Annotated in this window: 17 protein-coding genes; 10 read left to right on the top strand and 7 right to left on the bottom strand. The window is 74.8% G+C overall.

Going from position 1 to position 22215, the window contains the following annotated elements; genetic code table 11:
• Positions 1-179: 179 nt before the first annotated feature.
• On the bottom strand, positions 180-1433 hold the full coding sequence (locus IF37_RS0104165) for an FAD-binding protein (RefSeq protein WP_030736268.1): 1254 nt from the start codon (positions 1431-1433) through the stop codon (positions 180-182).
• A 103-nt stretch (positions 1434-1536) separates the two neighbouring features.
• Between IF37_RS0104165 and IF37_RS0104170 the strand changes: the two genes are divergently transcribed.
• From IF37_RS0104170 to IF37_RS0104200, 7 genes are all read left to right on the top strand, one after another.
• The gene (locus IF37_RS0104170; protein WP_030736276.1) at positions 1537-2544 is read left to right on the top strand and encodes a hydroxyacid dehydrogenase; all 1008 of its coding nucleotides are present in this window, start codon (positions 1537-1539) and stop codon (positions 2542-2544) included.
• Positions 2545-2687: 143 nt separating this feature from the next.
• Complete coding sequence (locus tag IF37_RS0104175; RefSeq protein ID WP_030736279.1) at positions 2688-4034, top strand: radical SAM protein; 1347 nt, start codon at positions 2688-2690, stop codon at positions 4032-4034.
• Between the two features lie 216 nt (positions 4035-4250).
• A complete protein-coding gene (locus IF37_RS0104180; RefSeq protein WP_030736282.1) occupies positions 4251-5804 on the top strand; it encodes a cellulose-binding domain-containing protein in 1554 nt (517 codons plus the stop codon).
• Positions 5805-6068: 264 nt separating this feature from the next.
• Complete coding sequence (gene rsgA, locus IF37_RS0104185) at positions 6069-7163, top strand: ribosome small subunit-dependent GTPase A (protein WP_030736285.1); 1095 nt, start codon at positions 6069-6071, stop codon at positions 7161-7163.
• Between the two features lie 105 nt (positions 7164-7268).
• The gene (locus IF37_RS0104190) at positions 7269-8666 is read left to right on the top strand and encodes a bifunctional transcriptional activator/DNA repair enzyme AdaA (RefSeq protein ID WP_030736288.1); all 1398 of its coding nucleotides are present in this window, start codon (positions 7269-7271) and stop codon (positions 8664-8666) included.
• Positions 8663-9208, top strand: coding sequence for a methylated-DNA--[protein]-cysteine S-methyltransferase (locus IF37_RS0104195; protein ID WP_052844964.1), 546 nt, complete (start codon positions 8663-8665; stop codon positions 9206-9208). The genes IF37_RS0104190 and IF37_RS0104195 overlap by 4 nt, the downstream gene beginning before the upstream one ends.
• 204 nt (positions 9209-9412) lie before the next feature.
• Positions 9413-10732, top strand: a complete 1320-nt coding sequence (locus IF37_RS0104200) for a GDSL-type esterase/lipase family protein (RefSeq protein WP_052844965.1) — start codon at positions 9413-9415, stop codon at positions 10730-10732.
• Positions 10733-11503: 771 nt separating this feature from the next.
• Here the strand turns inward: IF37_RS0104200 and IF37_RS0104205 are convergent.
• On the bottom strand, positions 11504-12493 hold the full coding sequence (locus IF37_RS0104205; RefSeq protein WP_030736297.1) for a helix-turn-helix domain-containing protein: 990 nt from the start codon (positions 12491-12493) through the stop codon (positions 11504-11506).
• A 385-nt stretch (positions 12494-12878) separates the two neighbouring features.
• On the opposite strand from IF37_RS0104205, the gene IF37_RS0104210 reads away from it, so the two are divergent.
• From IF37_RS0104210 to IF37_RS0104220, 3 genes are all read left to right on the top strand, one after another.
• Positions 12879-14120: a protein phosphatase 2C domain-containing protein gene (locus IF37_RS0104210; RefSeq protein ID WP_030736300.1), complete on the top strand. Its 1242-nt coding sequence runs from the start codon at positions 12879-12881 to the stop codon at positions 14118-14120.
• A gap of 27 nt (positions 14121-14147) precedes the next feature.
• Positions 14148-15890 (top strand): pyruvate dehydrogenase, encoded by a 1743-nt coding sequence (locus tag IF37_RS0104215; protein WP_030736303.1) that lies wholly within the window; start codon positions 14148-14150, stop codon positions 15888-15890.
• 399 nt (positions 15891-16289) lie between these two features.
• Positions 16290-16733, top strand: coding sequence for an ATP-binding protein (locus IF37_RS0104220; protein ID WP_030736305.1), 444 nt, complete (start codon positions 16290-16292; stop codon positions 16731-16733).
• An 80-nt stretch (positions 16734-16813) separates the two neighbouring features.
• Here the strand turns inward: IF37_RS0104220 and IF37_RS0104225 are convergent, their stop codons facing one another.
• From IF37_RS0104225 to IF37_RS0104245, 5 genes are all read right to left on the bottom strand, one after another.
• Entirely contained in the window at positions 16814-17863 is a 1050-nt protein-coding gene (locus IF37_RS0104225) for a DUF2637 domain-containing protein (RefSeq protein ID WP_030736307.1), read from the bottom strand.
• A 402-nt stretch (positions 17864-18265) separates the two neighbouring features.
• Positions 18266-18961, bottom strand: coding sequence for a formyltransferase family protein (locus IF37_RS0104230; RefSeq protein ID WP_037855615.1), 696 nt, complete (start codon positions 18959-18961; stop codon positions 18266-18268).
• Positions 18958-19173 carry an MbtH family protein gene (locus tag IF37_RS0104235; protein ID WP_030736311.1) on the bottom strand — a complete coding sequence of 72 codons (216 nt, stop codon included), beginning with the start codon at positions 19171-19173 and terminating at the stop codon, positions 18958-18960. The genes IF37_RS0104230 and IF37_RS0104235 overlap by 4 nt, the downstream gene beginning before the upstream one ends.
• Positions 19173-20411, bottom strand: coding sequence for a cytochrome P450 (locus IF37_RS0104240; RefSeq protein WP_030736313.1), 1239 nt, complete (start codon positions 20409-20411; stop codon positions 19173-19175). Before IF37_RS0104240 ends, IF37_RS0104235 begins: the two co-directional genes overlap by 1 nt.
• Positions 20408-22192 carry a type I polyketide synthase gene (locus tag IF37_RS0104245; protein WP_030736315.1) on the bottom strand — a complete coding sequence of 595 codons (1785 nt, stop codon included), beginning with the start codon at positions 22190-22192 and terminating at the stop codon, positions 20408-20410. Before IF37_RS0104245 ends, IF37_RS0104240 begins: the two co-directional genes overlap by 4 nt.
• Positions 22193-22215 lie beyond the last annotated feature (23 nt).

Genomic DNA, 22215 nt, shown 5'->3' on the forward strand with positions numbered 1-22215 from the left:
TACCGCGCCGCCCCCTTTCGCTCTCGGGCCGCTCCCTTCGGCCCCGCGCCGCACCCTCCGGCCCCTCGGGGAACCCGAGGAAGTACTGCCGGAACGGGAGGCGGGTGAAACCCCCGGACGGCCCCGGGCCGGGCGGACTCCGGCGCCGCCGGCCGGACGGAGCCGTCGTGGCACGGCTGTCACCCGTCGAGGAGGTCCCGCACGAAGGCGTTGGTGAACGTCCCGGCCGGGTCCAGGGAACGGGCCAGGTCCCGGAAGCCGGCGAGCCGCGGATACCGGTCGCGCAGCCGCGCGGCCGGGATGCCGAACACCTTCCCCCAGTGCGGGCGCGGCTCGAACGGGGCCAGCGCCTCCTCCAGCCGGCGCACCACCGGCAGCACCGCCGCCTCGTCCCGCACCCAGGTGAAGTGCAGCGCCACCGAGTCCCGTGCGTGGGCCGGGCTGAGCCACTGCGCGTCGGCGGCGACCGTCCGCACCTCACAGATCTGGAGCACCCCGGCGACCGTCTCCCGCACGCCGTCGACCGCGTGCAGCGCTGCCGTCGCCGCCGAGCGCGGCAGCAGGTACTCCGACTGGATCTCCGCGCCGCTGCTGGGCGTGAACTCCGCCCGGAAGTGCGGCAGCCGCTCGTGCCACGGCCCCGGCACACCGGACTGCGCGGTGCAGTGGGCCGCGGGCATCCCCGGCACCGGATGCATGGCCTCGGTGGCCGGCGCGGCCCACGGGAAGTCCACGGGCGCCTGGTCGGTCCGGCGCTTGACCCACACCTGCCGGAACCCCGGGCGCCGCCAGTCGGTGAACAGGCTCACGCTGTACGCAGCCCCCGCCACCGCCGTGAAGTCCAGTCCCTCCAGCGGGAGTTCGGTGAACACGTACTGCTCGACCCGGTACGCCGGCTCCAGGTCCAGGGTGAGTGCGGTGACCACGCCGAGCGCGCCCAGCGAGGTGACGGCCCCGTCGAACCCGGCGTCCCCGCGGCCGATCGACACCGTCGAGCCGTCGGCGGTGAGCAGCTCGACCTCCCGCACCGCCGCCGCCAGCGGCGCGTTGCCCACCCCGGAGCCGTGGGTGCCGGTCGCCAGCGAGCCCGCCACCGAGATGTGCGGCAGCGACGCCATGTTGGACAGGGCCAGACCCCGCGCGTCGACCGCGCGGGCGAGTTCCGCGTACCGGACACCGCCGGAGACCCGGACCGTACGCGCCGCGGTGTCCACGTCGATCAGCGGCGACAGACCGGCGAGCGACACGAGCACCCCCTCGGGACCGGGATCGGTGATCCGGTTGAAGGAGTGCCCGCTGCCCAGGACCCGCACCTTCGCGCTGCCGGCCACCACGCTCCGGAGCGCGTCGAACGTGTCCGGACGGTGGAACTCCCCGACCGCGTAGGTGATGCTCCGCGCCCAGTTGGTGACCTTCCGCGCCGCGTCTGTCATCCCGCCTCCCACCGCGAGTGTGTGCGTTGACCCTCTCATCCGCCGCCGCCTACCGTAGAGAACGGCCGCCGCCGTGCGTCACCGAGCCCGGAAGGTCACGACCTTGCCCGAGCGTCCCCAGGCCCTGTTCGCCATGACACCGCGCAACCTGCCGCTCGTCTTCCCGGCGGAACTGCTGGCCCGGCTGGGGGCCTGCGTGGACATCGACCGCTCCCTGGTCGCGGACGACTTCACCGGCCCCCGGGCGCGCGCGGCCCTCGCCCGCGCCGAGGTGCTCATCACCGGCTGGGGCTGTCCCCGCCTGGACGCGCCCGCCCTGGACGCGGCCCCGCGCCTGCGCGCCGTGCTGCACGCGGCCGGCTCGGTCAAGGGCTTCGCCACCCCCGAGGTGTGGCGGCGGGGCATCGCCGTCTCCTCGGCCGCCGAGGCCAACGCCCTGCCCGTCGCCGAGTACGCCCTCGCCGTGATCCTGCTCGCCGGCAAGGACGTCTTCGCCCTCCGCGACCGGCTGCGCGAGCGACGCGCCTTCCCCTACGACGGCATCCTCACCGGCGTCGGCAACCACGGCCGCCGGGTCGGTGTCGTCGGCGCCTCCCGGGTCGGCCGCCGCCTGATCGAACTGCTCCGTCCGCACGACCTCGCGGTCACGCTCGCCGACCCGTACGTGGATGCGGCGGAGGCCGCCCGCCTCGGCGTACCGCTGCTGCCGCTGGACGAGCTGCTCGGCACCAGCGACGTGGTCAGCCTGCACGCCCCGCAGACCCCCGAGACCCGCCGGCTGATCGGCGCCCGCGAACTCGCGCTGATGCCCGACGGCGCGGTGCTGGTCAACACCGCGCGCGGCGCCCTGGTCGACCACGGGGCGCTGGTCGACCAGGTGCGCGCGGGACGCCTCAGCGCCGTGCTGGACGTGACCGAACCCGAGCCGCTGCCCGCCGACTCCCCGCTGTACGACCTGCCGAACGCCTTCGTCACCCCGCACCTGGCCGGCTCGCAGGGCAACGAGCTGGCCCGCCTGGGCCGGGTGGTGGTGGAGGAGGCGGAGCGGCTGGCGTCCGGCGGCGCGCTGCTGCACACCGTCGACCACGCGGCACTGGAGCGGACGGCCTGAGGGCGCCGCCGCGGGACGGTCCCCCGCCCGCCGGCACCGCCGTACCGGCGACCCCGCGCGGCGTGCGGGGACCCGGCACGGCCTCCCCGGCGGCGGGGGCATACGGTGAGAGACGTACGCCTGAACCGGGAGGAGACAGACGGATGGGCAGTCGTACCGCGCTGGTCGAGGATCTGATGGAGCGGTTCCCGGGGGTACCGCGGGAGGCCGTCTTCAAGGAGGACCTGCTGCGGGGCGGTGTCGCCTTCGACAAGTCCGCCCTGAGCGACACCGCCAACGAGGCGGCCGGTGACGTCAAGCCGAAGTCGTACTTCATCTTCTCCTTCGACCACGGCACCCTGCCCGAGCTGGGCGAGGCCGCGCTGCGCCGGCCCCCGGAGGAGATCATCCTGACCGGCGGCCCCTACGACCTGCGGCGCACGGTCGTCTCCGTCCGGGTGAACCCCGCCTCGCCGTACCGGGTCGCCGCCGACGAGGAGGGACTGCTCGGGCTGTACCTGGACGGCCGGCGCATCGCCGACGTCGGGGTGCCGCCGATGCCCGAGTACTACCGGCACACCCTCTCCAACGGGAAGTCCGTGATGGAGGTCGCGCCGACCATCCAGTGGGGCTACCTGATCTACCTCACCGTCTTCCGGGTCTGCCAGTACTTCGGCGCCAAGGAGGAGTGCCAGTACTGCGACATCAACCACAACTGGCGCCAGCACAAGGCGGCCGGGCGGCCGTACACCGGGGTGAAGGACGTCGAGGAGGTCCTCGAGGCCCTGGAGATCATCGACCGGTACGACACCCAGAAGGCGTCCACCGCCTACACCCTCACCGGCGGCGCGATCACCTCCAAGGTGGCCGGCCGGGACGAGGCCGACTTCTACGGCCACTACGCCAAGGCCATCGAGGAGCGCTTCCCGGGCCGCTGGATCGGCAAGGTCGTCGCCCAGGCGCTGCCCAAGGCGGACGTGCAGCGCTTCAAGGACTACGGCGTGCAGATCTACCACCCCAACTTCGAGGTGTGGGACCGCCGGCTGTTCGAGCTGTACTGCCCCGGCAAGGAGCGCTACGTCGGCCGGGACGAGTGGCACCGCCGCATCCTGGACTCCGCCGAGGTGTTCGGGGCGCGCAACGTGATCCCGAACTTCGTGGCGGGCGTGGAGATGGCCGAGCCGTTCGGCTTCACCACCGTCGACGAGGCCATCGCCTCCACCACCGAGGGCCTGCGCTTCTTCATGTCGCACGGCATCACGCCCCGCTTCACCACCTGGTGCCCCGAGCCCACCACCCCGCTCGGCAAGGCCAACCCGCAGGGCGCCCCGCTGGAGTACCACATCCGGCTGCTCCAGGCCTACCGGCAGACCATGGACGACTTCGGCCTCTCCTCCCCGCCCGGCTACGGCCCGCCCGGCCCCGGCCGTGCCGTGTTCTCCGTCAGCTCCTTCATGGACAGCCTCCCGGCGGACGAGACCGCCGGGGAGACGGCCGGGACACCGGCGTAGGACCCCTTGAACACGACGGCGTCCGCGTCCGTACCGGAGGGCGGAAGTCGTGGGGTACCCGGGCCCGGCCCGGGCCGCCACCGTGGGTAACCGGAAGTGAACAGGCCGCTTGTCAGTCGTGTCGAGGACGTGAAAGGCTCGGTGCCTCCCGCGGGGTTCCCGCAACTCCCCCTTTGCCCTTGGTGAGTTGACCTCGCTCGTGGATGCAGGAGTCCCATGCCCGACCTGCCGACCCCCCAGGACGACACCGAGGCCGCGCTGTTCCCGGAGTGCTGGGACGCGGTGCTCTCGTACGCGGACCTGTGCACCTCCGGGTCGGCGGCGGCCCATCGCCTGGCGACCGAGGCGTTCGCGCTCGGCCTGCGCGAGGCCGCCCGCACCGGGGTGCACGCCGCCGGCCTCCCGCACGCCCGGCAGCGCGCACAGGCGGGACCGCCCCCGCCCACCCGGCAGCCGTCGATCCCGGCGCTGCTCACCGCCGTACGCGACACCGCCGCCGCCTGGGAGGCCGACGGCCGAGGGCAGCGGCTCGACCCCGACCTGCGGCTGTGGCTCCACTCCGAGGGCGCCGCCCGGTTCGCCGGGCCGCCGCCGCGGCGCCCGGTCGCGCTGCGCGGCCTGCGCGACCTGCCGGAGACGGACGCGGCACTGCTGTGGCTGGCCGAGGTGGAAGCGCTCCCGCTGCCCACCGCGGCCCGCCGGCTCGGCCTGGACCCGGCCACCGTCGCCGGTGAACTGGAGCAGGTCCGCGCCCTGTTCCGGGACCGCTGCCACCGCGCCCACCTGGAGTCCCCGCTGGACCCGGGGTGCCGCGGCTACGCCCGGCTGCTGGACGCGGTCACCCGCTCGCCGGCCGCCGAGGCCCCCGCCGACCTCTCCCGCCACCTCGACACCTGTGCGGGCTGCGCCGAGGCCGCCGCCTGCCTGCGCCCGCGCGGCGGCGGACTGCCGGCCGCGCTGGCCGACGGGGTCATCGGCTGGGGCGGCCTCGCCTACCTGGAGCGGCGGCGGCGCGCCACCAGGGTCCGGCTCGGCGTGGGCGTCCCCGACGCCAGGCGTGCCGCCCCCACCGGCCCCGAGGAGGACGCCGGCGGCGGCCGGGTGCTGCGCGGCGGGCTGCTCGCCACCGCCGTGCTGCTGTCGGTGCTGGCGCTCGGGGTGTCGATGATGCCGTTCGACGGCTCCGGCGGTGACACCGCCGCCGCCCACGACGACCGGTGGCCGGTCGCCGACCCGGACGCCCCCCGCACCAAGGCCCGTCCCACGCGGGGCGATGTACCCGCCGCCCCGCCCTCCGTGACCGCCCCGCCTGCCGCGACCGCCACCGTGCCGGTGCCCGCCGGCAAGGACCCCGGCCCCGGCCCCGAAGCCGACCCCGGCCTCGACCCCGAGCCCGAGGGCACCTCCACCACCCGGCGAGCGGACCCGGCCCGCCCGCCCTTCACCGCCCGGACGGCCGGCTGCCGGGTCGCCTACCACCTGGACAGCCAGTGGCCCGAGGGCTTCCAGGCCACCGTCACCGTCACCACCGACCGGGCGCTCGCCGGCTGGCAGGTCTCCTGGACCTTCCGCGACGGCCAGCGGGCCGGCCGGGCGTGGGACGCCTCGGTCCGGCAGGACGGCTCCCGGGTCACCGCCACCGCCGTCGACTACAACGGGACGGTCGCCGCGCACACCGCCCTGACCTTCGGCTTCCTCGGCACCAGGCGGGAGGGGAACCGGCCGCCGGACGACTTCCGCCTCAACGGGACGCCCTGCGCCGCCGGTTGAACGCGGCACCGGGCGGAGAAGGAGGGGCGACCGGGGGCGCGGAAAACGCGTTGACGTACCGCCCCGCCCGCGGGCTAGAGTTGCCGCACACACCGAGGTGGTGTGCGCGGACGCGAGCGAGGACGAGGAGGTGTCGACCGATGGCTGTCACTGTGCTGGGCGCTGCCCTCTTCCAGGAACTCCTCAAGTCCACCTCCGTGGCCACCGGCTGAACCGACCGCGCACGTACGCGCCTGCCCGGGGCCACCCTGTGAAGGGTCTCCCTTGACTTCCACCTCTCATGTGTTCTCCGCGCTGGCCCCCTACGGCTGGGACGATGCCTGGGCCGACGCGTTCACCCCGTACGCCGCCGACGGGCTGCTGCCCGGCCGGGTGATCCGCGTCGACCGCGGCCGGTGCGACGTCGTCACCGCGGACGGCACCGTCCGCGCCGACACCGAGTTCGTCGTGGACCGCGATCCGACGAAGGTCGTGTGCACGGGGGACTGGGTCGCCCTCGACGCCGACGGCGACCCGCGGTACGTGCGCGCCTGGCTGCCGCGCCGCACCGCCTTCGTCCGCTCCACCTCCTCCAAGCGGTCCGAGGGGCAGATCCTCGCCGCCAACGTCGACCACGCCGTCGTCGCCGTGTCCCTCGCCCTGGAACTCGACCTCGGCCGCGTCGAACGCTTTGTCGCCCTCGCCTGGGAGTCCGGCGCCCAGCCCGTCGTCGTCCTCACCAAGGCCGACCTCGTGCCCGACCCGGTCACCCTGGCCCACCTCGTGCAGGACGTGGAGGGCAGCGCGCCCGGAGTGCCCGTGCTCACCGTCAGCGCCCTGCACGGCGACGGACTCGACGTGCTCGTCGCGCTCGTCGGCTCCGGTACCAGCGTGCTGCTCGGCCAGTCCGGCGCGGGCAAGTCCACCCTCGCCAACGCGCTCGTCGGCGCCGACGTCATGGACGTGCGGGCCGCCCGTGACGTCGACGGCAAGGGCCGGCACACCACGACCACCCGCAACCTGCTCGCCTTGCCCTCCGGCGGGGTGCTCATCGACACCCCCGGGCTGCGGGGCGTCGGCCTCTACGACGCCGGGACCGGCGTCGGACAGGTGTTCGCCGAGATCGAGGAACTGGCCGAGCGGTGCCGCTTCCACGACTGCGCCCACGAGAGCGAGCCGGGCTGCGCGGTGCGCTCCGCCGTGGAGAGCGGGGAACTCGCCGACCGACGGCTGGAGAGCTACCGCAAGCTCATGCGGGAGAACCAGTGGATCGTGGCCAAGACGGACGCGCGCCTGCGGGCCGAACTCAAGAAGACCTTCAAACGCAGGGGAGCGGAGGGCAAGGCGGCGATGGAGGCGAAGCGCGGCCACTGGTCGTAACGCCCCCCGGCCCGGCCGCGGGGCGTCGCCGGCCGCCAGCGGTGGGGAACGCCAGGTCCGATTTCCGCTGGCCCGGCTGCCCTCGACCGGCTCACACTGGACCCCGTGAACGACGAGGACAGCAGGTACGAGGCCGTGCGCAGCCGGGACGGGCGGTTCGACGGCGTGTTCTTCTTCGCCGTCGAGACCACCGGCATCTACTGCCGCCCGAGCTGCCCGGCCGTGACGCCGAAACGGCACAACGTGCGGTTCTTCGCGACGGCCGCCGCCGCGCAGGGCTCCGGGTTCCGGGCCTGCCGGCGGTGCCGGCCGGACGCCGTGCCCGGCTCGGCCGAGTGGAACGTCCGCGCGGACGTCGTCGGCCGGGCCGTGCGCCTGATCGCCGACGGCGTCGTGGACCGCGAAGGCGTCGCCGGACTCGCCGCGCGGCTCGGCTACAGCGCCCGGCAGGTGCAGCGGCAGCTCACCACCGAGCTGGGCGCCGGACCCGTGGCGCTCGCCCGGGCCCAGCGCGCCCACACCGCGCGCGTGCTGCTGCGCACCACCGACCTGCCGGTCACCGAGATCGCGTTCGCCTCCGGGTTCGCCAGCGTCCGGCAGTTCAACGACACCGTCCGCGAGGTGTACGCCGCGACACCCACCGAGGTACGGGCCACCGCCCCCCGGGGCCGGGCCGCCCACCGGGCCGCGCCCGGCGCCGGCATCCCGCTCCGGCTCGCCCACCGCGGCCCCTACCAGGCCGCCGACGTCTTCGACCAGCTCGCCCGGGAAGCCGTCCCGGGCGTCGAGGAGGTGACCGGCGCCCCCGGCGCCCGCACCTACCGGCGCACCCTGAGACTGCCCTACGGCACCGGGATCGCCGCCGTCCGGGAACGCACCCGGTCCCCGCGCACCCGCACCGGCACCCGTCCGGGCGGCTGGCTCGAGGCCCGGCTGCACCTCACCGACCCCCGGGACCTGACCACCGCCGTGCAGCGGCTGCGCCGGCTGTTCGACCTGGACGCCGACCCGTACGCCGTCGACGAGCGGCTCGGCGCCGACCCCCGGCTGGCCCCGCTGGTCGCCGCCCGGCCCGGACTGCGCTCGCCCGGCGCCGTGGACCCGCTGGAACCCGCCGTACGCGCCCTGGCCGGCCGCCGCGGCGCCGGGGAACTGGTGCGCCGGTACGGCAAGCCGCTCGACGCGCCCCACGGCGGTCTCACCCGCCTCTTCCCGGAGCCCGCCGCGCTCGCCGGCGCCGCGCCCGGCGGACCGCTGGGCGCGTTGGCCGCCGCCCTCGCCGACGGCACGGTACGCCTGGACCCGGGCGCCGACCGGCAGCGCGCCGAGGAGGCCCTGCTCGTCCTGCCCGGCATGGACCCGGACACCGTCGCCACCCTCCGCGTCCGCGCCCTCGGCGATCCGGACGTCGCCCCGCCCGGCACCGGCGTACCCGACGACTGGCGGCCCTGGCGGTCGTACGCCGTGCGGCACCTGAGCGTCGCGGGGGAGCCGGTCCGATGAGCACCGTCTACTGCACCCACCTGGACTCCCCCGTCGGGCCCCTGCTGCTCACCGCGGACGCGGACGGCGCGCTCACCTCGCTGTCCGTGCCCGGGCAGAAGGGCGGGCGGACCGTGCGGGACGGCTGGCGGGACGACCCGGGGCCGTTCCGCGCCGCCGCCGGACAGCTCGCCGCCTACTTCGCGGGCGAACTCACCGCGTTCCGGCTGCCGCTGCGCGCCAGCGGCACCGCGTTCCGGCAGCGTGTGTGGGCCGCGCTCGACGAGGTGCCCTACGGCGTCACCGCCACCTACGGGGAGATCGCCGCCCGGATCGGCGCGCCCCGCGCGGCCGTTCGCGCCGTCGGCGGGGCGATCGGCGCCAACCCCCTGCTGATCGTGCGCCCTTGCCACCGGGTGATCGGCGCGAACGGGGCGATGACCGGATACGCGGGGGGACTTGAGCGCAAGGTGTGGCTGCTCACCCTGGAGGGCGTCCTCGCGCCCCGGCCGCGCACGGCGCGGGAACCGGAGGCGGAACCGCTGGTGGAACCGGGGGCGTGACGAACGGCCGGGGCGGACCGGGCCGGATCACCCCGGTCCACCCCTCAAGTGCCCCCGGGCGGGGGCCTTCGGCGGCGCGGCGCGTCTTACGCCGACCGGGTGGACCGGCGTCGGCGCTGCGGTCGCGCGGACCGGCCGTGTGGCACGGTGCCTGCGACGGGGCATCGGGACGTCCCCGACGGCCTCCTGGAAGGGCGGGCACACATGGGCAGGCCGGCACGGCTCCTCGCGGTCCTCCTCCCCGCGCTGCTGACGATCCCCACGCTGCCGACGGGACTGACCGCACCCGCCGCCGCGCTGCCGGCCCCGCCGCCCTGGACGGGCAGCTGGGAGACCGCGCCCTCCGGCACCGCCGCCGCGCTGCCCGGTGCCGCCGTCCGCAACGTCGTCCACCTCAGCGTCGGCGGCACGGCCGTCCGGGTCCGGCTCAGCAACCGGCTCGGCACCCGGCCGCTGCGGCTCGGCGCGGTCACCGTCGCGCTGCGCCGGGCGGCCGGCCCCGACGCCGTACCCGGCACCCTGCGCACGGCCACCTTCCACGGCGCCCCCGAGGCGACCGTCCCGCCGGGCGCGGACACGCTCACCGATCCGGTGCCGCTGGCCGTTCCCTCCGCCGCCGACCTGCTCGTCACCGTGTACACCCCGGACGACTCCGGGCCCGCCACCTACCACCGCACCGCCCTCCAGACCAGCTACCTGGCCCCGGACGGCGCCGGCCGCGCCGCCGACGAGACGGGCGGCGCGTACTCGGCGACCACCGGCCGCTGGTACTACGTCACCGGAGTCGACGTCCGCGGCCCGGCCGCCGGCAGCGTCGTCGCGTTCGGGGACTCGCTCACCGACGGCAACGGCTCCACCCCCGACACCAACCATCGCTGGCCCGACCGGCTCGCGCACCGGCTGCTCGATCGGCGGCTCGGCGTCCTCAACGCCGGTATCGCCGGCAACCGCCTGCTGCGCGACGGCACCGGGCCGAGCGCCCTCGCCCGCCTGGACGCCGACGCCCTGGACCGGGCCGGGGTGCGGGCCCTGGTGGTGTTCGAGGGCATCAACGACATCAAGGGCACCCCGGAGGTGAGCGACGCCGCCGCCTACGCGGACGCGTACCGCGCCCTGGTGGCGCGCGCCCACGCCCGCGGCATCCCGGTCGTCGGCGTCACCCTCACCCCGTACGGCGGGTACCCCGCCTGGACCGCCGCCGGGGAGGCGGTACGGCAGCGGGTGAACGCCTTCATCCGCACCGGCGGCGCCTTCGACGCCGTCGCCGACGCGGACGCCGCCGTCCGCGACCCGGCCGCCCCCACCCGCCTGCTGCCCGCCTACGACCCCGGCGACCACCTGCACTTCAACGACACCGGCATGACCGTCGTGGCCGACACCGTCCACCGCGCCCTGCCCATCCACCGGGCCTCGCACCCCGCCACGCAGCCACGCACCCCGACCGCCCACCCGACCTCGCGCCCCACCGGGCACGCACACGCCGGCCGCCCGCCGGGCCTCACGCCCCGCCGCGCACCCGCGTGACCTGGCCGCCCGCCTGGCCTTGCGCCCCGCCGGGTACGTGCGGGCCGGTTGTCCGCCTGGCCTCACGCCCCGCCGCGCACCCGCGTGACCTGGCCGCCCGCCGGACCTCACGCCCCGCCACGTGGCCGCGCGCCCCGGCCTCCCGCCTGGCCTTGGGCGCCGACGGGCACGCGTGCGTCTCGGCTCCCGCTCGGCCTCGCGGCCCCGCCAGGTACCCGCGTGACCTGGCTGTTCGCCGGGCTCCGCGCCCCGCCGGGCACGCGCGCGTCCCGATCAGCCGCTGGCCTTGCGCCCCGCCACGTAGCCGCGCGCCCTGGCCGCCTGCCCGGCCTTGCACCCCGCTGTGCGCCCGCGCGATCTGGTCGTTCGCCGGCCTCGCGCACCGTCGGGCACCCGTTGACCTGGTCGCCCGCCGAGCCCTGCGCAGCGCCGCGCTCGCGCGCGTCCCGGTCGCCTGCCCGGCCTTGCACCCCGCTGTGCGCCCGCGCGATCTGGTCGTTCGCCGGCCTCGCGCACCGTCGGGCACCCGTGTGACCTGGTCGCCCGCCGAGCCCTGCGCCCCGCCACGTAGCCGCGCGCGTCCCGGTCGCCTGCCCGGCCTCGCGCCCCGTCGCGCGCACGCGCGCCCCGCCCCCGGCCTCGCGTCCTGCCAGGTACCCGCGCATCCCGGCTGCCCGCGCGCCACCGCACCCGCGCCCCCGTCCCTCCGCCCGCCCCGCACCCGTGCCGAGCCGGTGTCGTCCGTGCTTCCCGGTAGGCGGCGGTGTTCCGTCAGGGGTGTTCCTCCCGTGTCAGCCAGCCCCGTTCCCAGGCGTGCCAGCCCAGTTGCATCCGGGTCGACACCCCCGCCAGCTCCATCAGGCGCCGCACCCGGCGCTGTACGGTCCGCAGGCCGATGTCGAGCTGCTTGGCCACGCTCGCGTCGGTCAGGCCCGCCAGCAGCAGGGAGAGCACCTCCAGATCGGTGGCGTCCGGGCCGTCCGGCCGCTCCTCGGTCACCCCCGAGGCGCCCAGCCGCAGCGGCAGCGCCTCCCGCCACACCGACTCGAACAGCCCGGCGAGCAGCTCCAGCAGCCCGCTGGAGTGCACCACCAGCGCGGCCGGCGCCACGGACCTCGCGGTCAGCGGCACCATCGCGAGCGAGCGGTCGGCCACCACCAGCTTCGTCGGCACCCGGTCCACCACCCGGACCCGCTCGCTCCGGCCGAGCGCCGCCGTCAGCTCGGTCAGCCCGTGCGGCAGGTCCAGCACCGCGCGCTCCATCACCACCCGGTAGCGCACCCCGCGCGCGACCGCCCGCGCCTCCGCCTCGTTCTCCATCCCGGACACCACCGTCGGGCCGGCGGTCACCAGCGCGCACACCTCCTCCGTCGCGCCCAGCTGGAGCTGGAGGAAGCGCTGGGCGACCGCCGACGCACCGGTCACCACCTCCACCAGGTCGTGCACGGCCGGTTCGGCCGCCGCCGCCCGGTACTCCTCGGCGAGCAGCGCCGCCGCCAGCTCCGCCGTCTCCAGCTCGTGCCGCCGCTGGGTCAGCAGGGCGCCCAGCGCCACCCCGGGCGGCGCCGCGACCCAGCGGCCCGGCCGCGCCGGGGACTGGGCGGCGAGACCCCGCCGCTCCAGCCGGCGCAGCGCCCGCTCGGTGTCCCGCTCGGCCAGCGTCAGGCGCCGCGCCAGATCGGCCACGTCGGCCGCGCCCACGGACACCAGCGCCCGGTACGCCGCCTCGTGCGTCTCGTCCAGGCCTATCGCTGCCAGCATCGCCCCGTGTCCTTCCCCGCGCACCACCGGTGGAAGCGGGACGGCGTGGCGGATGTCGGCCACGGCACAAACCCGCCGCCGCACATCATCGCCGTACCGGGGGCGGGTCTGCCAAGGTGGCCGTACCGCGGGGCGCGCGGCCGGTGGCACGGTTCACGGGCGCGTCCCGGGGAACCCGTGGACAGCCCCGCGGTCCGGCCGCAGCCGGCCGCCTCGAACGTCGCCGGGCGGTCCTCCCGTGGGGGGTGGGGCCGCCCGGCGGCCATCAACCGTTCTCCGTACGGCCGTTCGGCCGCTCACCCGACACGCCGTGCTACGGCGCCGATGCGCCGCGTTTTCCCGATGCCCCGTCCGCCCACGGCCCGTGCGGTGGACAATCGGGGGCATGAGCCAGCAGGGGGGACGACCCGCCCGTCATGAGGACGACTGGTGGGGGGAGTTGTACGACGACTCCCCGCAGGACACGGGTGCCACGGTGGCGTCCGATTCCCTGGACGACCGGTTCGCCTCGGCCCGGAAGGCGGTGACGGGGGAACCACCGCGGACCCCGGAGCCGGAACCGGATCCGGCGCCGTCGAGAGCGGCGGTGCCGGCGCAGCGGACCCCGCCGGCGGACGGGGCCCCGCAGGGCGCCGGGGCGGGGGCCGACGCCGTCGAGTACGTCGGCACCCGGCCGCCCACCTACGACCCCGAGCCCACCGCGCTGCCGCCCGCCGACCCGGACGGGCTGGGGGAGCTGGTCGCGGACACCGTGCTGGACGGCGCCCGGTGCGGGGCGTGCACGCTGCGGGCCGTGTCGCTGCGCGGTGACTCGGCGCGGTACCGGGGCGAGCCCCGCCGGGACTCGCTGCTCACCGTGCGGTTCGGAGCGGGGGAGCAGGCGCTGGTGCTGGTCGCGATGGCGACCGGCGCCCGGGCCGTGCCGGGCGCGCACCTGGCGGCGGCCGAGGCGTGCCGGTCGATCGCGCGGGCCGTGGGCCGCAGCCACCGGCGGCTCGTGGAGGACCTCCGGGCGGCCCGGCGCGACGACCTGAAGTCGGGTCTGCACCGGCTCACCGAGCACAGCCTCGGCAGGCTCCGGACCGGCGCCGCAGGACCGGACCCCGGCACCGGCGGGTACCCGGCGGACCTGCGCTGCCTGCTGCTGCCCGCCGACCCGGAGTGCCGCACCCGGGTGTTCTTCGGCGTCGGCGCCGGCGGGCTGTTCCGGCTGCGGGACGGCGACTGGCAGGACATCGAGCCGCGCGTGCCCTCCGACGGCACCGACGGCACCGGGGACGCCCCCGCCACCGGCTCCGGCCCGCCACCGGACGGGACCGCCGGGCGCGACCGGCCGGCCGCGTCACCCGGTGCCCCGGCCCCGCCGGAGCCGTCCGGGCCGGCGCCGGGACCACCTCGCGAGCCGTTCCGGTTCCGGGCCTCGCTAGCCCGGCCGGGTGATGCGCTGGTGCTGTGCACGGAGGGCCTCGCCGACCCGCTGCGCGGCGAACCCGGCCTCGGCGCCTATCTGGCCCGCCGCTGGTCCGGCCGTACCCCGCCCGGTCTCGCCGCCTTCCTCGCCGACGCCCAGGTGCGGGTGAAGGGCTACGCCGACGACCGTACGGCGGCGGCCGTGTGGGAGGCGTGATCGCGGCCCCTGTGACTCCATGGGGGTATGGGCAAACAGAACGTAGCCGAGCAGTTCGTCGACATCCTCGTCCGGGCCGGGGTACGCCGTCTCTACGGGGTCGTCGGCGACAGCCTCAACCCGGTCGTGGACGCCGTCCGCCGCAACGCCGCCATCGACTGGATCCACGTGCGCCACGAGGAGACCGCCGCGTTCGCGGCCGGTGCCGAGGCCCAGATCACCGGGCGGCTGGCCGCCTGCGCGGGCTCCTGCGGCCCCGGCAACCTGCACCTGATCAACGGCCTGTACGACGCCCACCGCTCCATGGCCCCGGTGCTCGCGCTCGCCTCGCACATCCCGTCCAGCGAGATCGGCCTCGGCTACTTCCAGGAGACCCACCCGGACCGCCTGTTCCTGGAGTGCAGCCACTACAGCGAGCTGATCTCCAGTCCCCGGCAGATGCCCCGGCTGCTCCGGACGGCCATCCAGCACGCGGTCGGGCAGCGCGGGGTGAGCGTGGTCTCCCTGCCCGGTGACATCGCCGGCGAGCCCGCCCCGGACAAGGCCCCGCAGAGCGCGCTCGTCACCTCCCGGCCCACCGTGCGTCCCGGCGACGCCGAGATCGACCGGCTCGTGGAGATGATCGACACGGCCGGCAAGGTCACCCTGTTCTGCGGCAGCGGCACGGCCGGGGCGCACGCCGAGGTGATGGAGTTCGCCGGGAAGGTCAAGTCCCCGGTGGGGCACGCGCTGCGCGGCAAGGAGTTCATCCAGTACGACAACCCCTACGACGTCGGCATGAGCGGACTGCTCGGCTACGGCGCCGCCTACGAGGCGACCCACGAGTGCGACCTGCTGATCCTGCTCGGCACCGACTTCCCGTACAACGCCTTCCTGCCGGACGACGTGCGGATCGCCCAGGTCGACGTGCGGCCCGAGGTGCTGGGCCGCCGCTCCCGGCTCGACCTCGCCGTCTGGGGTGATGTGCGCGAGACCCTGCGGTGCCTGATCCCGCGGGTGCGGGAGAAGACGGACCGGCGCTTCCTCGACCGGATGCTGAAGAAGCACGCCGACGCGCTGGAGGGTGTGGTCAGGGCCTACACCCGCAAGGTGGACAAGCACATCCCGATCCACCCCGAGTACGTGGCCGCCGTCCTGGACGAGGTCGCCGACGACGACGCCGTGTTCACGGTGGACACCGGCATGTGCAACGTGTGGGCCGCCCGGTACCTCTCGCCCAACGGCCGCCGCCGGATCATCGGTTCGTTCTCGCACGGGTCGATGGCGAACGCGCTGCCGATGGCGATCGGCGCCCAGTTCACCGACCGGCGCCGCCAGGTGGTCTCCGTCTCCGGGGACGGCGGATTCGCCATGCTGATGGGCGACTTCCTGACGCTCGTGCAGTACGACCTGCCGGTCAAGGTGGTGCTGTTCGACAACTCCGCCCTCAGCATGGTCGAGCTGGAGATGCTGGTCGCCGGACTGCCCTCGTACGGCACCGCCAACACCAACCCGGACTTCGCCGCCGTCGCCCGGGCGTGCGGTGCCTACGGCGTGCGGGTGGAGAAGCCCAAGCAGCTCGCCGGGGCGCTCAGGGACGCCTTCCGGCACAAGGGCCCGGCCCTGGTGGACGTCGTCACCGATCCCAACGCCCTGTCCATCCCGCCGCGGATCAGCGCCGAGATGGTCACCGGGTTCGCCCTGTCGGCATCCAAGATCGTGCTGGACGGCGGGGTCGGCCGGATGCTCCAGATGGCCCGCTCGAACCTGCGCAACGTGCCGCGGCCATGAGGCTTACCGGCCCTGTCCGGCCGTTTCGCGCCTGCCGCGGGGGCCGCGCGGAGGGCCGGACGGGTTCAGGAGGGGCGGCCGGGGAGTGTGTTTCGGCCAGTTTCACGGGCCGTGACGGCTTGTCGACGGCCGGTGCCGGGCGGGACCGCGCCGCCGTCACGGGACGTCCGTGGCGTCCAGCGGCGTCCGGGATGCCCGGGGCGTGGCGGCGGCGCCGTCCGGCGGCCGGCCGGGGCGCGGTGTGGATATGGCCGAACCGCCGGGCATCGGACATACGTCAGGAGTGCCCCGGAGTCTGCTGGGCAAGCATCCCCCGTGAACGTGTTCGACCAGGAGGGGCAGGGGACCGGCGGCGTGCGGGCGGGGGTCATGAAGAGGCAGGCACGAGGAGGCGGTCCCGTGACCATCGGGGCGTTCTCGGCGACAGCGGGGGAAGAGACCGACACCATCACGGAACACGCGCGGCGGCTCAGGCGCAGGCTGGGCCGGGCGGACCTGAGGGCGGTGCCGGAGGCCCGCCGGGCCCTGCGCGAACTGCTGCTGCACTGGGGCAGACCGGGCCGTTCGGAGATCGCCGAACTGCTCACCAGCGAACTCGTCACCAACGCGCTCGTGCACACCGACCGAGACGCGGTCCTCACGGCCGTCCTGGAACCCGGCGGACTGCGCGTGGAGGTACGGGACTTCGTGGCCCGCAGACCCGAGCTGCGCGGCCCCGGCTCGGACGAGGACACCCACGGCCGGGGCATGGTGCTGGTCCAGTCCCTCGCCGACTCCTGGGGCGTACGGCCGCACGGGGTGGGCAAGTCGGTCTGGTTCGAGCTGGGCGCCGAGGCGGCGTGAACCGGTGACGGCGACGGGACGGGGCATGACCGGTGTGGTCACGCCCCGTCCCGTGTCGCGGTCGCACCGCGCGTCCGCGGTCAGCCGAGCTGCTGCTCCAGGTCCTTGAGCTTGCGTTCCAGGGAGTCCAGGCGCGGCAGGGCCATGGTGTCGTCCTCGGCCGTGAGGTCGACGGTCAGCGGTTCAGCCGCTCCGCTGCGGACCGGTTGCAGGGAGGGCCGGGCGCGGACGGGCAGTTGCTCCGCGGTGGATATGGCAGGCTCCGCGGTCGCCGAGGCGGCGGAACCACGCTCCACGGCCTGCACCTCGACCTGCCGGCCGGCACCCCGGCCGACGAAGCCGCGGTGGCCCCGGCTGATCGCCTTCAGCTGGGCCCGCTCCACGCGCTGCTGGTCGCGCCGCCGCTGCCGGGTCTCCTCCTTCTGCTTCTTGTCCTCGCGGACCTCCTCGACCGCCTCGTCGAGGCTGCGCACGCCCTCCAGGAGCATCAGCGACCAAGCCCGGTAGGTCTCGCGGGGCGCGCGCACCCAGCGCACGATCCGGATCTGCGGCAGCGGACGCGGCACCAGGCCCTGCTCGCGCAGCGCGGCCCGGCGGGTCTGCTTCAGCGCACGGTCGAACAGCACCGCAGCCGACAGCGACATGCCGGAGAAGAACTGCGGGGCACCGGCGTGTCCCGCGCCGCGGGGCGCGTGCACCCAGTTGAACCAGGCCGCCGCCGCGGCGAACAGCCAGACGAGTATCCGCGAGCCGAGGGCCGCGTCACCGTGGCTGGCCTCGCGGACCGCGAGGACGGAGCAGAACATGGCCGCGCCGTCCAGGCCGAACGGCACCAGGTACTGCCAGCCGTCGGTCAGCCCGAGGTTCTGCTCGCCGAAGCCGACGAGGCCGTGGAAGGACAGGGCCGCCGCCACCGCCGCACAGCAGAAAAGGAGCGCGTAGGAGGCCGTGCCGTAGATGGCCTCCTTGCGCCTGCGGCGCTCCTCGCTGCGCTCCCAGGAGTCGTCCGCGTGCGCGCTCTCCCCGGAGGAGCGCTTGCCGCGCACGAGCACCGCCACCGCCACCAGCATGCCCAGGAGCAGTACGGCGCCCGGAAGCAGCCAGTTCAGCGATATGTCGGTCAGTCTCATCAGGGGTCCCTTGCATTGGGATAGGGCGTAACGCCCGCCATAGTGGCCCACTCCCGACGGCCCTCAAGGGGTTTCGGGACAAGAGGCCGCCCAGAGAGTGCAAGGGGATGCCCAGGGCGGCGTTCTGCTCGAACTGGCTCATGAGGGGCGGGAGTTGAGTGCGAACAAGACTACCCGTACGGATGGTTCCGCGGAAAGTTCCTGTGACAAGTGAGGATGTTGTGCATCCTCGCCCGTCCGAAGCCGGCCCGTGGGCGAGTGGTCCTGTGGCGGTGATCTTAATGGACGCACGCGCGTGCCACCGACCTGAGGGCCCCTCAGGGGGACGGCTCCGTCACCGGGTTGACGGAGCGGCGGCCGGAATCGGGTGGTGTCCGCCCCGACCGGCCGCCGTGTCCGCCCTCACCGCGCGTGCAGCGCCCACCTGCTGCCGTCGACGGCGGTCGTGCCCGGCAGGGCGATGAGTTCGGGCTTGAACAGCGGCGGGGCGTCCATCGCGGGCTCCCAGGTCGCGAGCTTCTCGTCCTGCGGGACCTCGATCCGCCGGCCCTCGGCCAGGTCGGAGACCACCTTCAGCAGCAGCCGCACACCGAGCGGGGCCAGGTGGTCGCGCCACAGGCTCTGCGCGGTCGAGCCCGGGGGCACGAACAGGTGCTCCTGGGCGGCGAGCGGACCGGCGTCGGTGCGCTCGGTGAGGTGGTAGACGCTCCCGCCGGTCACCTTGTCACCGTCGCGGATCGTCCACCGGATCGCGTCCCGGCCGCGGTGCAGCGGCAGCAGACTGGGGTGGTAGCCGATGGTCGCGACGGCCGCCCTGGCGCGCGTCCGGCGGCCGAGGAAGGCGTGCGAGTGCGCGGCGAGGATGATGTCGACCCCGTCCGGGACGTGCATCGCCCGCAGCTCGGCGGAGTCCGTCCAGGGAATGTCCCGGGGGTAGGCCCAGGCGCGCAGGCGGTCCCAGGAGAGCGCGTTGCCCTCGTCGGAATGCCCCTTGCGCAGCCGGGGCGCAGCCGCGCCCAGGATCCGGTGCCCTTCGTCCAGCAGGGCGTCCGCGACCTGCACCGCGAAGGCCCCTTGTCCGGAGAGGTAGATGTTCACGCGTGCTCCCGGCGGTCGCTCGCCGGTGTCCCGGCCATCGCCGTGAAGTGCCGCTCGACGTAGTCGAGGGCACCCTCACGGTCCGGCCCCGAGTGGACGACCCGCCAGCCCTTCGGCACGTCCAGGTACGGACGCCACAGCGCGTACTGCCCGCCGGTGTTCACCACCACCAGCCAGTCGGCCTCGCCGCCCTCGAAGGGGTTACCGCTCATCAGTCGACCTCTTTCAGTCCGGAGTGATCGGGCCGGAACCGCACCGGCAGGGTGGAGAACCCGGTCAGGAAGTTGGACCGGATGCGCAGGGCCTTACCGGTCTGCTCGAATCCGACTGTGAAGTCCCTGAGCGCGCGGAGCAGTTCGGCGATCTCCACCTTGGCCAGGTAGGAGCCGAGGCAGAAGTGCGGCCCGTAGCCGAAGGCCATGTGCTTGTTGGGGGTGCGACCGGGGTCGAACACCCCGGGCCGGTCGAAGACGCGTTCGTCCCGGTTGCCGGAGGCGTGCCAGAGCGTGACGATCTCGCCGGGCCGCAGCCGTACGCCGTGCACCTCGGTCTCCCGGATCACCGTGCGCCCGAAGTGCATCGTGGGCGAAGCCCAGCGCAGCACCTCGTCCACGGCGGTGTCGATCGCGACCTCACCGTGCTTGAGCCGCCGCCACTGCTCCGGCTGGGCCGCGAGCGTGTGGACGCTGTCGATCATCGTCAGCCGGCTGGTCTCGTCGCCGCCGATGATCAGGCTGTAGCAGTTCAGCACGATGTCCTCGTCGGACAGCGGCACACCGTCGACGGCGCTGCCGATCAGCAGGCTGATCACGTCGTCGCCCGGCGACTCGCGCCGCTCCTCGACCATGTCCATGAAGTACAGCAGGATCTCGTTGCGGGCCATCTCCGAGTCGACCTCGTCCACGTCGTCGTCGTCGGCCGACAGCGCGGTCTTGGTCTGGGCCAGCAGGAAGTCCCGGTCCTGCTCGGGCACGCCGAGCAGGTTCGAGATCGTGGTCATCGGGATGCGGCTGGCGATCCGCTCGGCGAAGTCGCAGCCGCCGGTCTCCACCGCCTCGCGGATCAGCTGCCGGGTGTTGACCCGTACCGCCGCCGCGACCTGCTGGAGCACCCGGGGCGAGAGCACCCGTTGCAGGATCTTGCGCAACTCGTGGTGCCGGTGCCCGTCGGTGACGGCCAGCATCCGCCCGGCCCCGGCGTCACCGCCGCCCAGCAGCGTGACGAGCACGTTGCCCCGCTCGGACGTGAAGTGCACGTCGTCCCGGTAGGCGGTCAGGATGTCGTCGTGGCGGGAGAGCACCCAGAACCCCCGGCGGCCGTCGGCCGGCGGGTTCCAGTGCACCGGAGCGGTGTCCCGCAGGGTGCGCCAGAACGCGCCGAGGTCGTACTCCGCGAACGTGTTCGGGTCACCCAGGTCCACGGTGCCCGGGGCCGGCGCGCTCACGGTCACCAGTCCGTACGCCAGAACCGGCGCGGCTGGAACGGGTAGGTGGGCAGGGACACCCGGTGGGCGTCCTCCCCCTGGTACAGGGAGGCGAAGTCCGCCGGCCGGCCGTTCACCCACGCGGCGGCCAGCTCGAACAGCGCCTGCGGGTCCTGTCCGGACGGCAGCAGCCCCCGGTCGTTGCGGCGCATGGCGTCCGCGTCCACCTGCGGCGCGCTACCGGTCGCCGCGACCAGGCCGCCCGGGGAGGCGGCCGACAGCACCTCGATCAGCTCCGCACGGCTGCGCACCACGGCCGCCCACCGGCGGGGCATCACCTTGCGGCCCATGGCGAGGCTGAAGCAGATGTCGTCCAGCCGCAGCCCGGGGTCGCCCGTCACCCGGTCCCGCAGCCGCTCGCGCTGCCGGGCCAGCGCCTCGTCGTCCAGCGCGGACAGCACCACCAGGCGCGGTGTGCCGACGGCCTCGGGGGCACGCCCGGGGAGGCCCGGCGCCTCCTGGAACACCAGGTGCGCGTTGTAGCCGCCGCCGCCGAGCGCGGTGACGCCCGCGCGGCGGACGCCGCACTCCGGGTCCCACTCCGCCGGTTCCCGCTGGGGCACGAACGGGGTGCTCGGGAAGTCGAGGTCCTCGTTGACCTCGGTCAGGTTGATCGTCGGCACCAGCGTCCTGTGGTGCAGGGCGAGTATCGCCTTCATCGAACCGGCACCGCCGGCGACCACACCGCCGTGGCCGATGTTGCCCTTCACCGAACCGATCGAGCAGGTGCCGGTCTGCTTGCCGAACGCCATGGTCGCCGCGTTCACCTCCAGCCCGTCGGTCATCGGCAGACCGAACCCGTTGGCCTCGTACATGGACACGGTGTCCGGGCTGACGCCGCCGACCTCCATGGCATTGGCGATGCACGCGCTCATCCGCTCGGGCTGCGCCAGACCGTAGGCCATCGCGCTGACGCCGTTGTTGTTGATGGCCGTGCCCTTGACGACGGCGTAGACGTGGTCGCGGTCGGCGACGGCCTGGGCCAGCGGCTTGAGCACCACCGTGGCGACCCCGCTGGCCAGCACCGAGCCGGTGCCCTTGGCGTCGAACGGACGGCAGTGACCGTCCCGGGAGAGGATGCGGTTCTCCTCCCACAGGTAGCCGCGCCGGTGCGGCAGGCGCACGATCACGCTGCCGGCGATCGCCATGTCGGTCTGGCCGAGCAGCAGCGACTGGCAGGCCAGGTGGACCGAGTAGTGGAAGCCGGCGCAGACGGCGGTGACGGTGACGGCCTCACCGGTCAGCCCCATGTAGTACAGCGCGTTGGACGTCAGGGTGTCCGGCGTCCAGGCCAGGCTGCGGTCCATCACCTCCGGGCCGACCGACGCCCAGTCCGGCGGGGAGCTGTAACGCGCGGCGGTCTGCGGGTTGTTGGCACCGTAGACGCCCACCTCGCCGGTGACCCGCTCCGGGTCGTAGCCGGCGTCCTCCAGCGACTCCCAGGCGCTCTCCAGGAAGAGCCGGTGCTCCGGGGTCATCAGGGTCGCCGTACGGTCGCTAATGCCGAACACCGACGGGTCGAACTCGTCGTGACCGTCGACCAGACCGGCGGCCCGCACGTAGAACGGGTTGCTGACGATGGTCTCGTCGACCTCGATCTCCTCCTTGGTCAGGAAGGTGATCGACTCCCTGCCGTGCACCAGGTTGTCCCAGTACCGCTCCTTGGAGCGGGCGCCGGGCAACCGGCACGACGCGCCGATGACGGCCACGTCGCCCGGGTCGTAGACCTGCTCGGGGCTGTCGGACATGAGGGGCTCCTACTTCGCGTCGA

It is taken from the genome of Streptomyces sp. NRRL S-31, assembly GCF_000718775.1.
Taxonomy (GTDB): Bacteria; Actinomycetota; Actinomycetes; order Streptomycetales; family Streptomycetaceae; genus Streptomyces.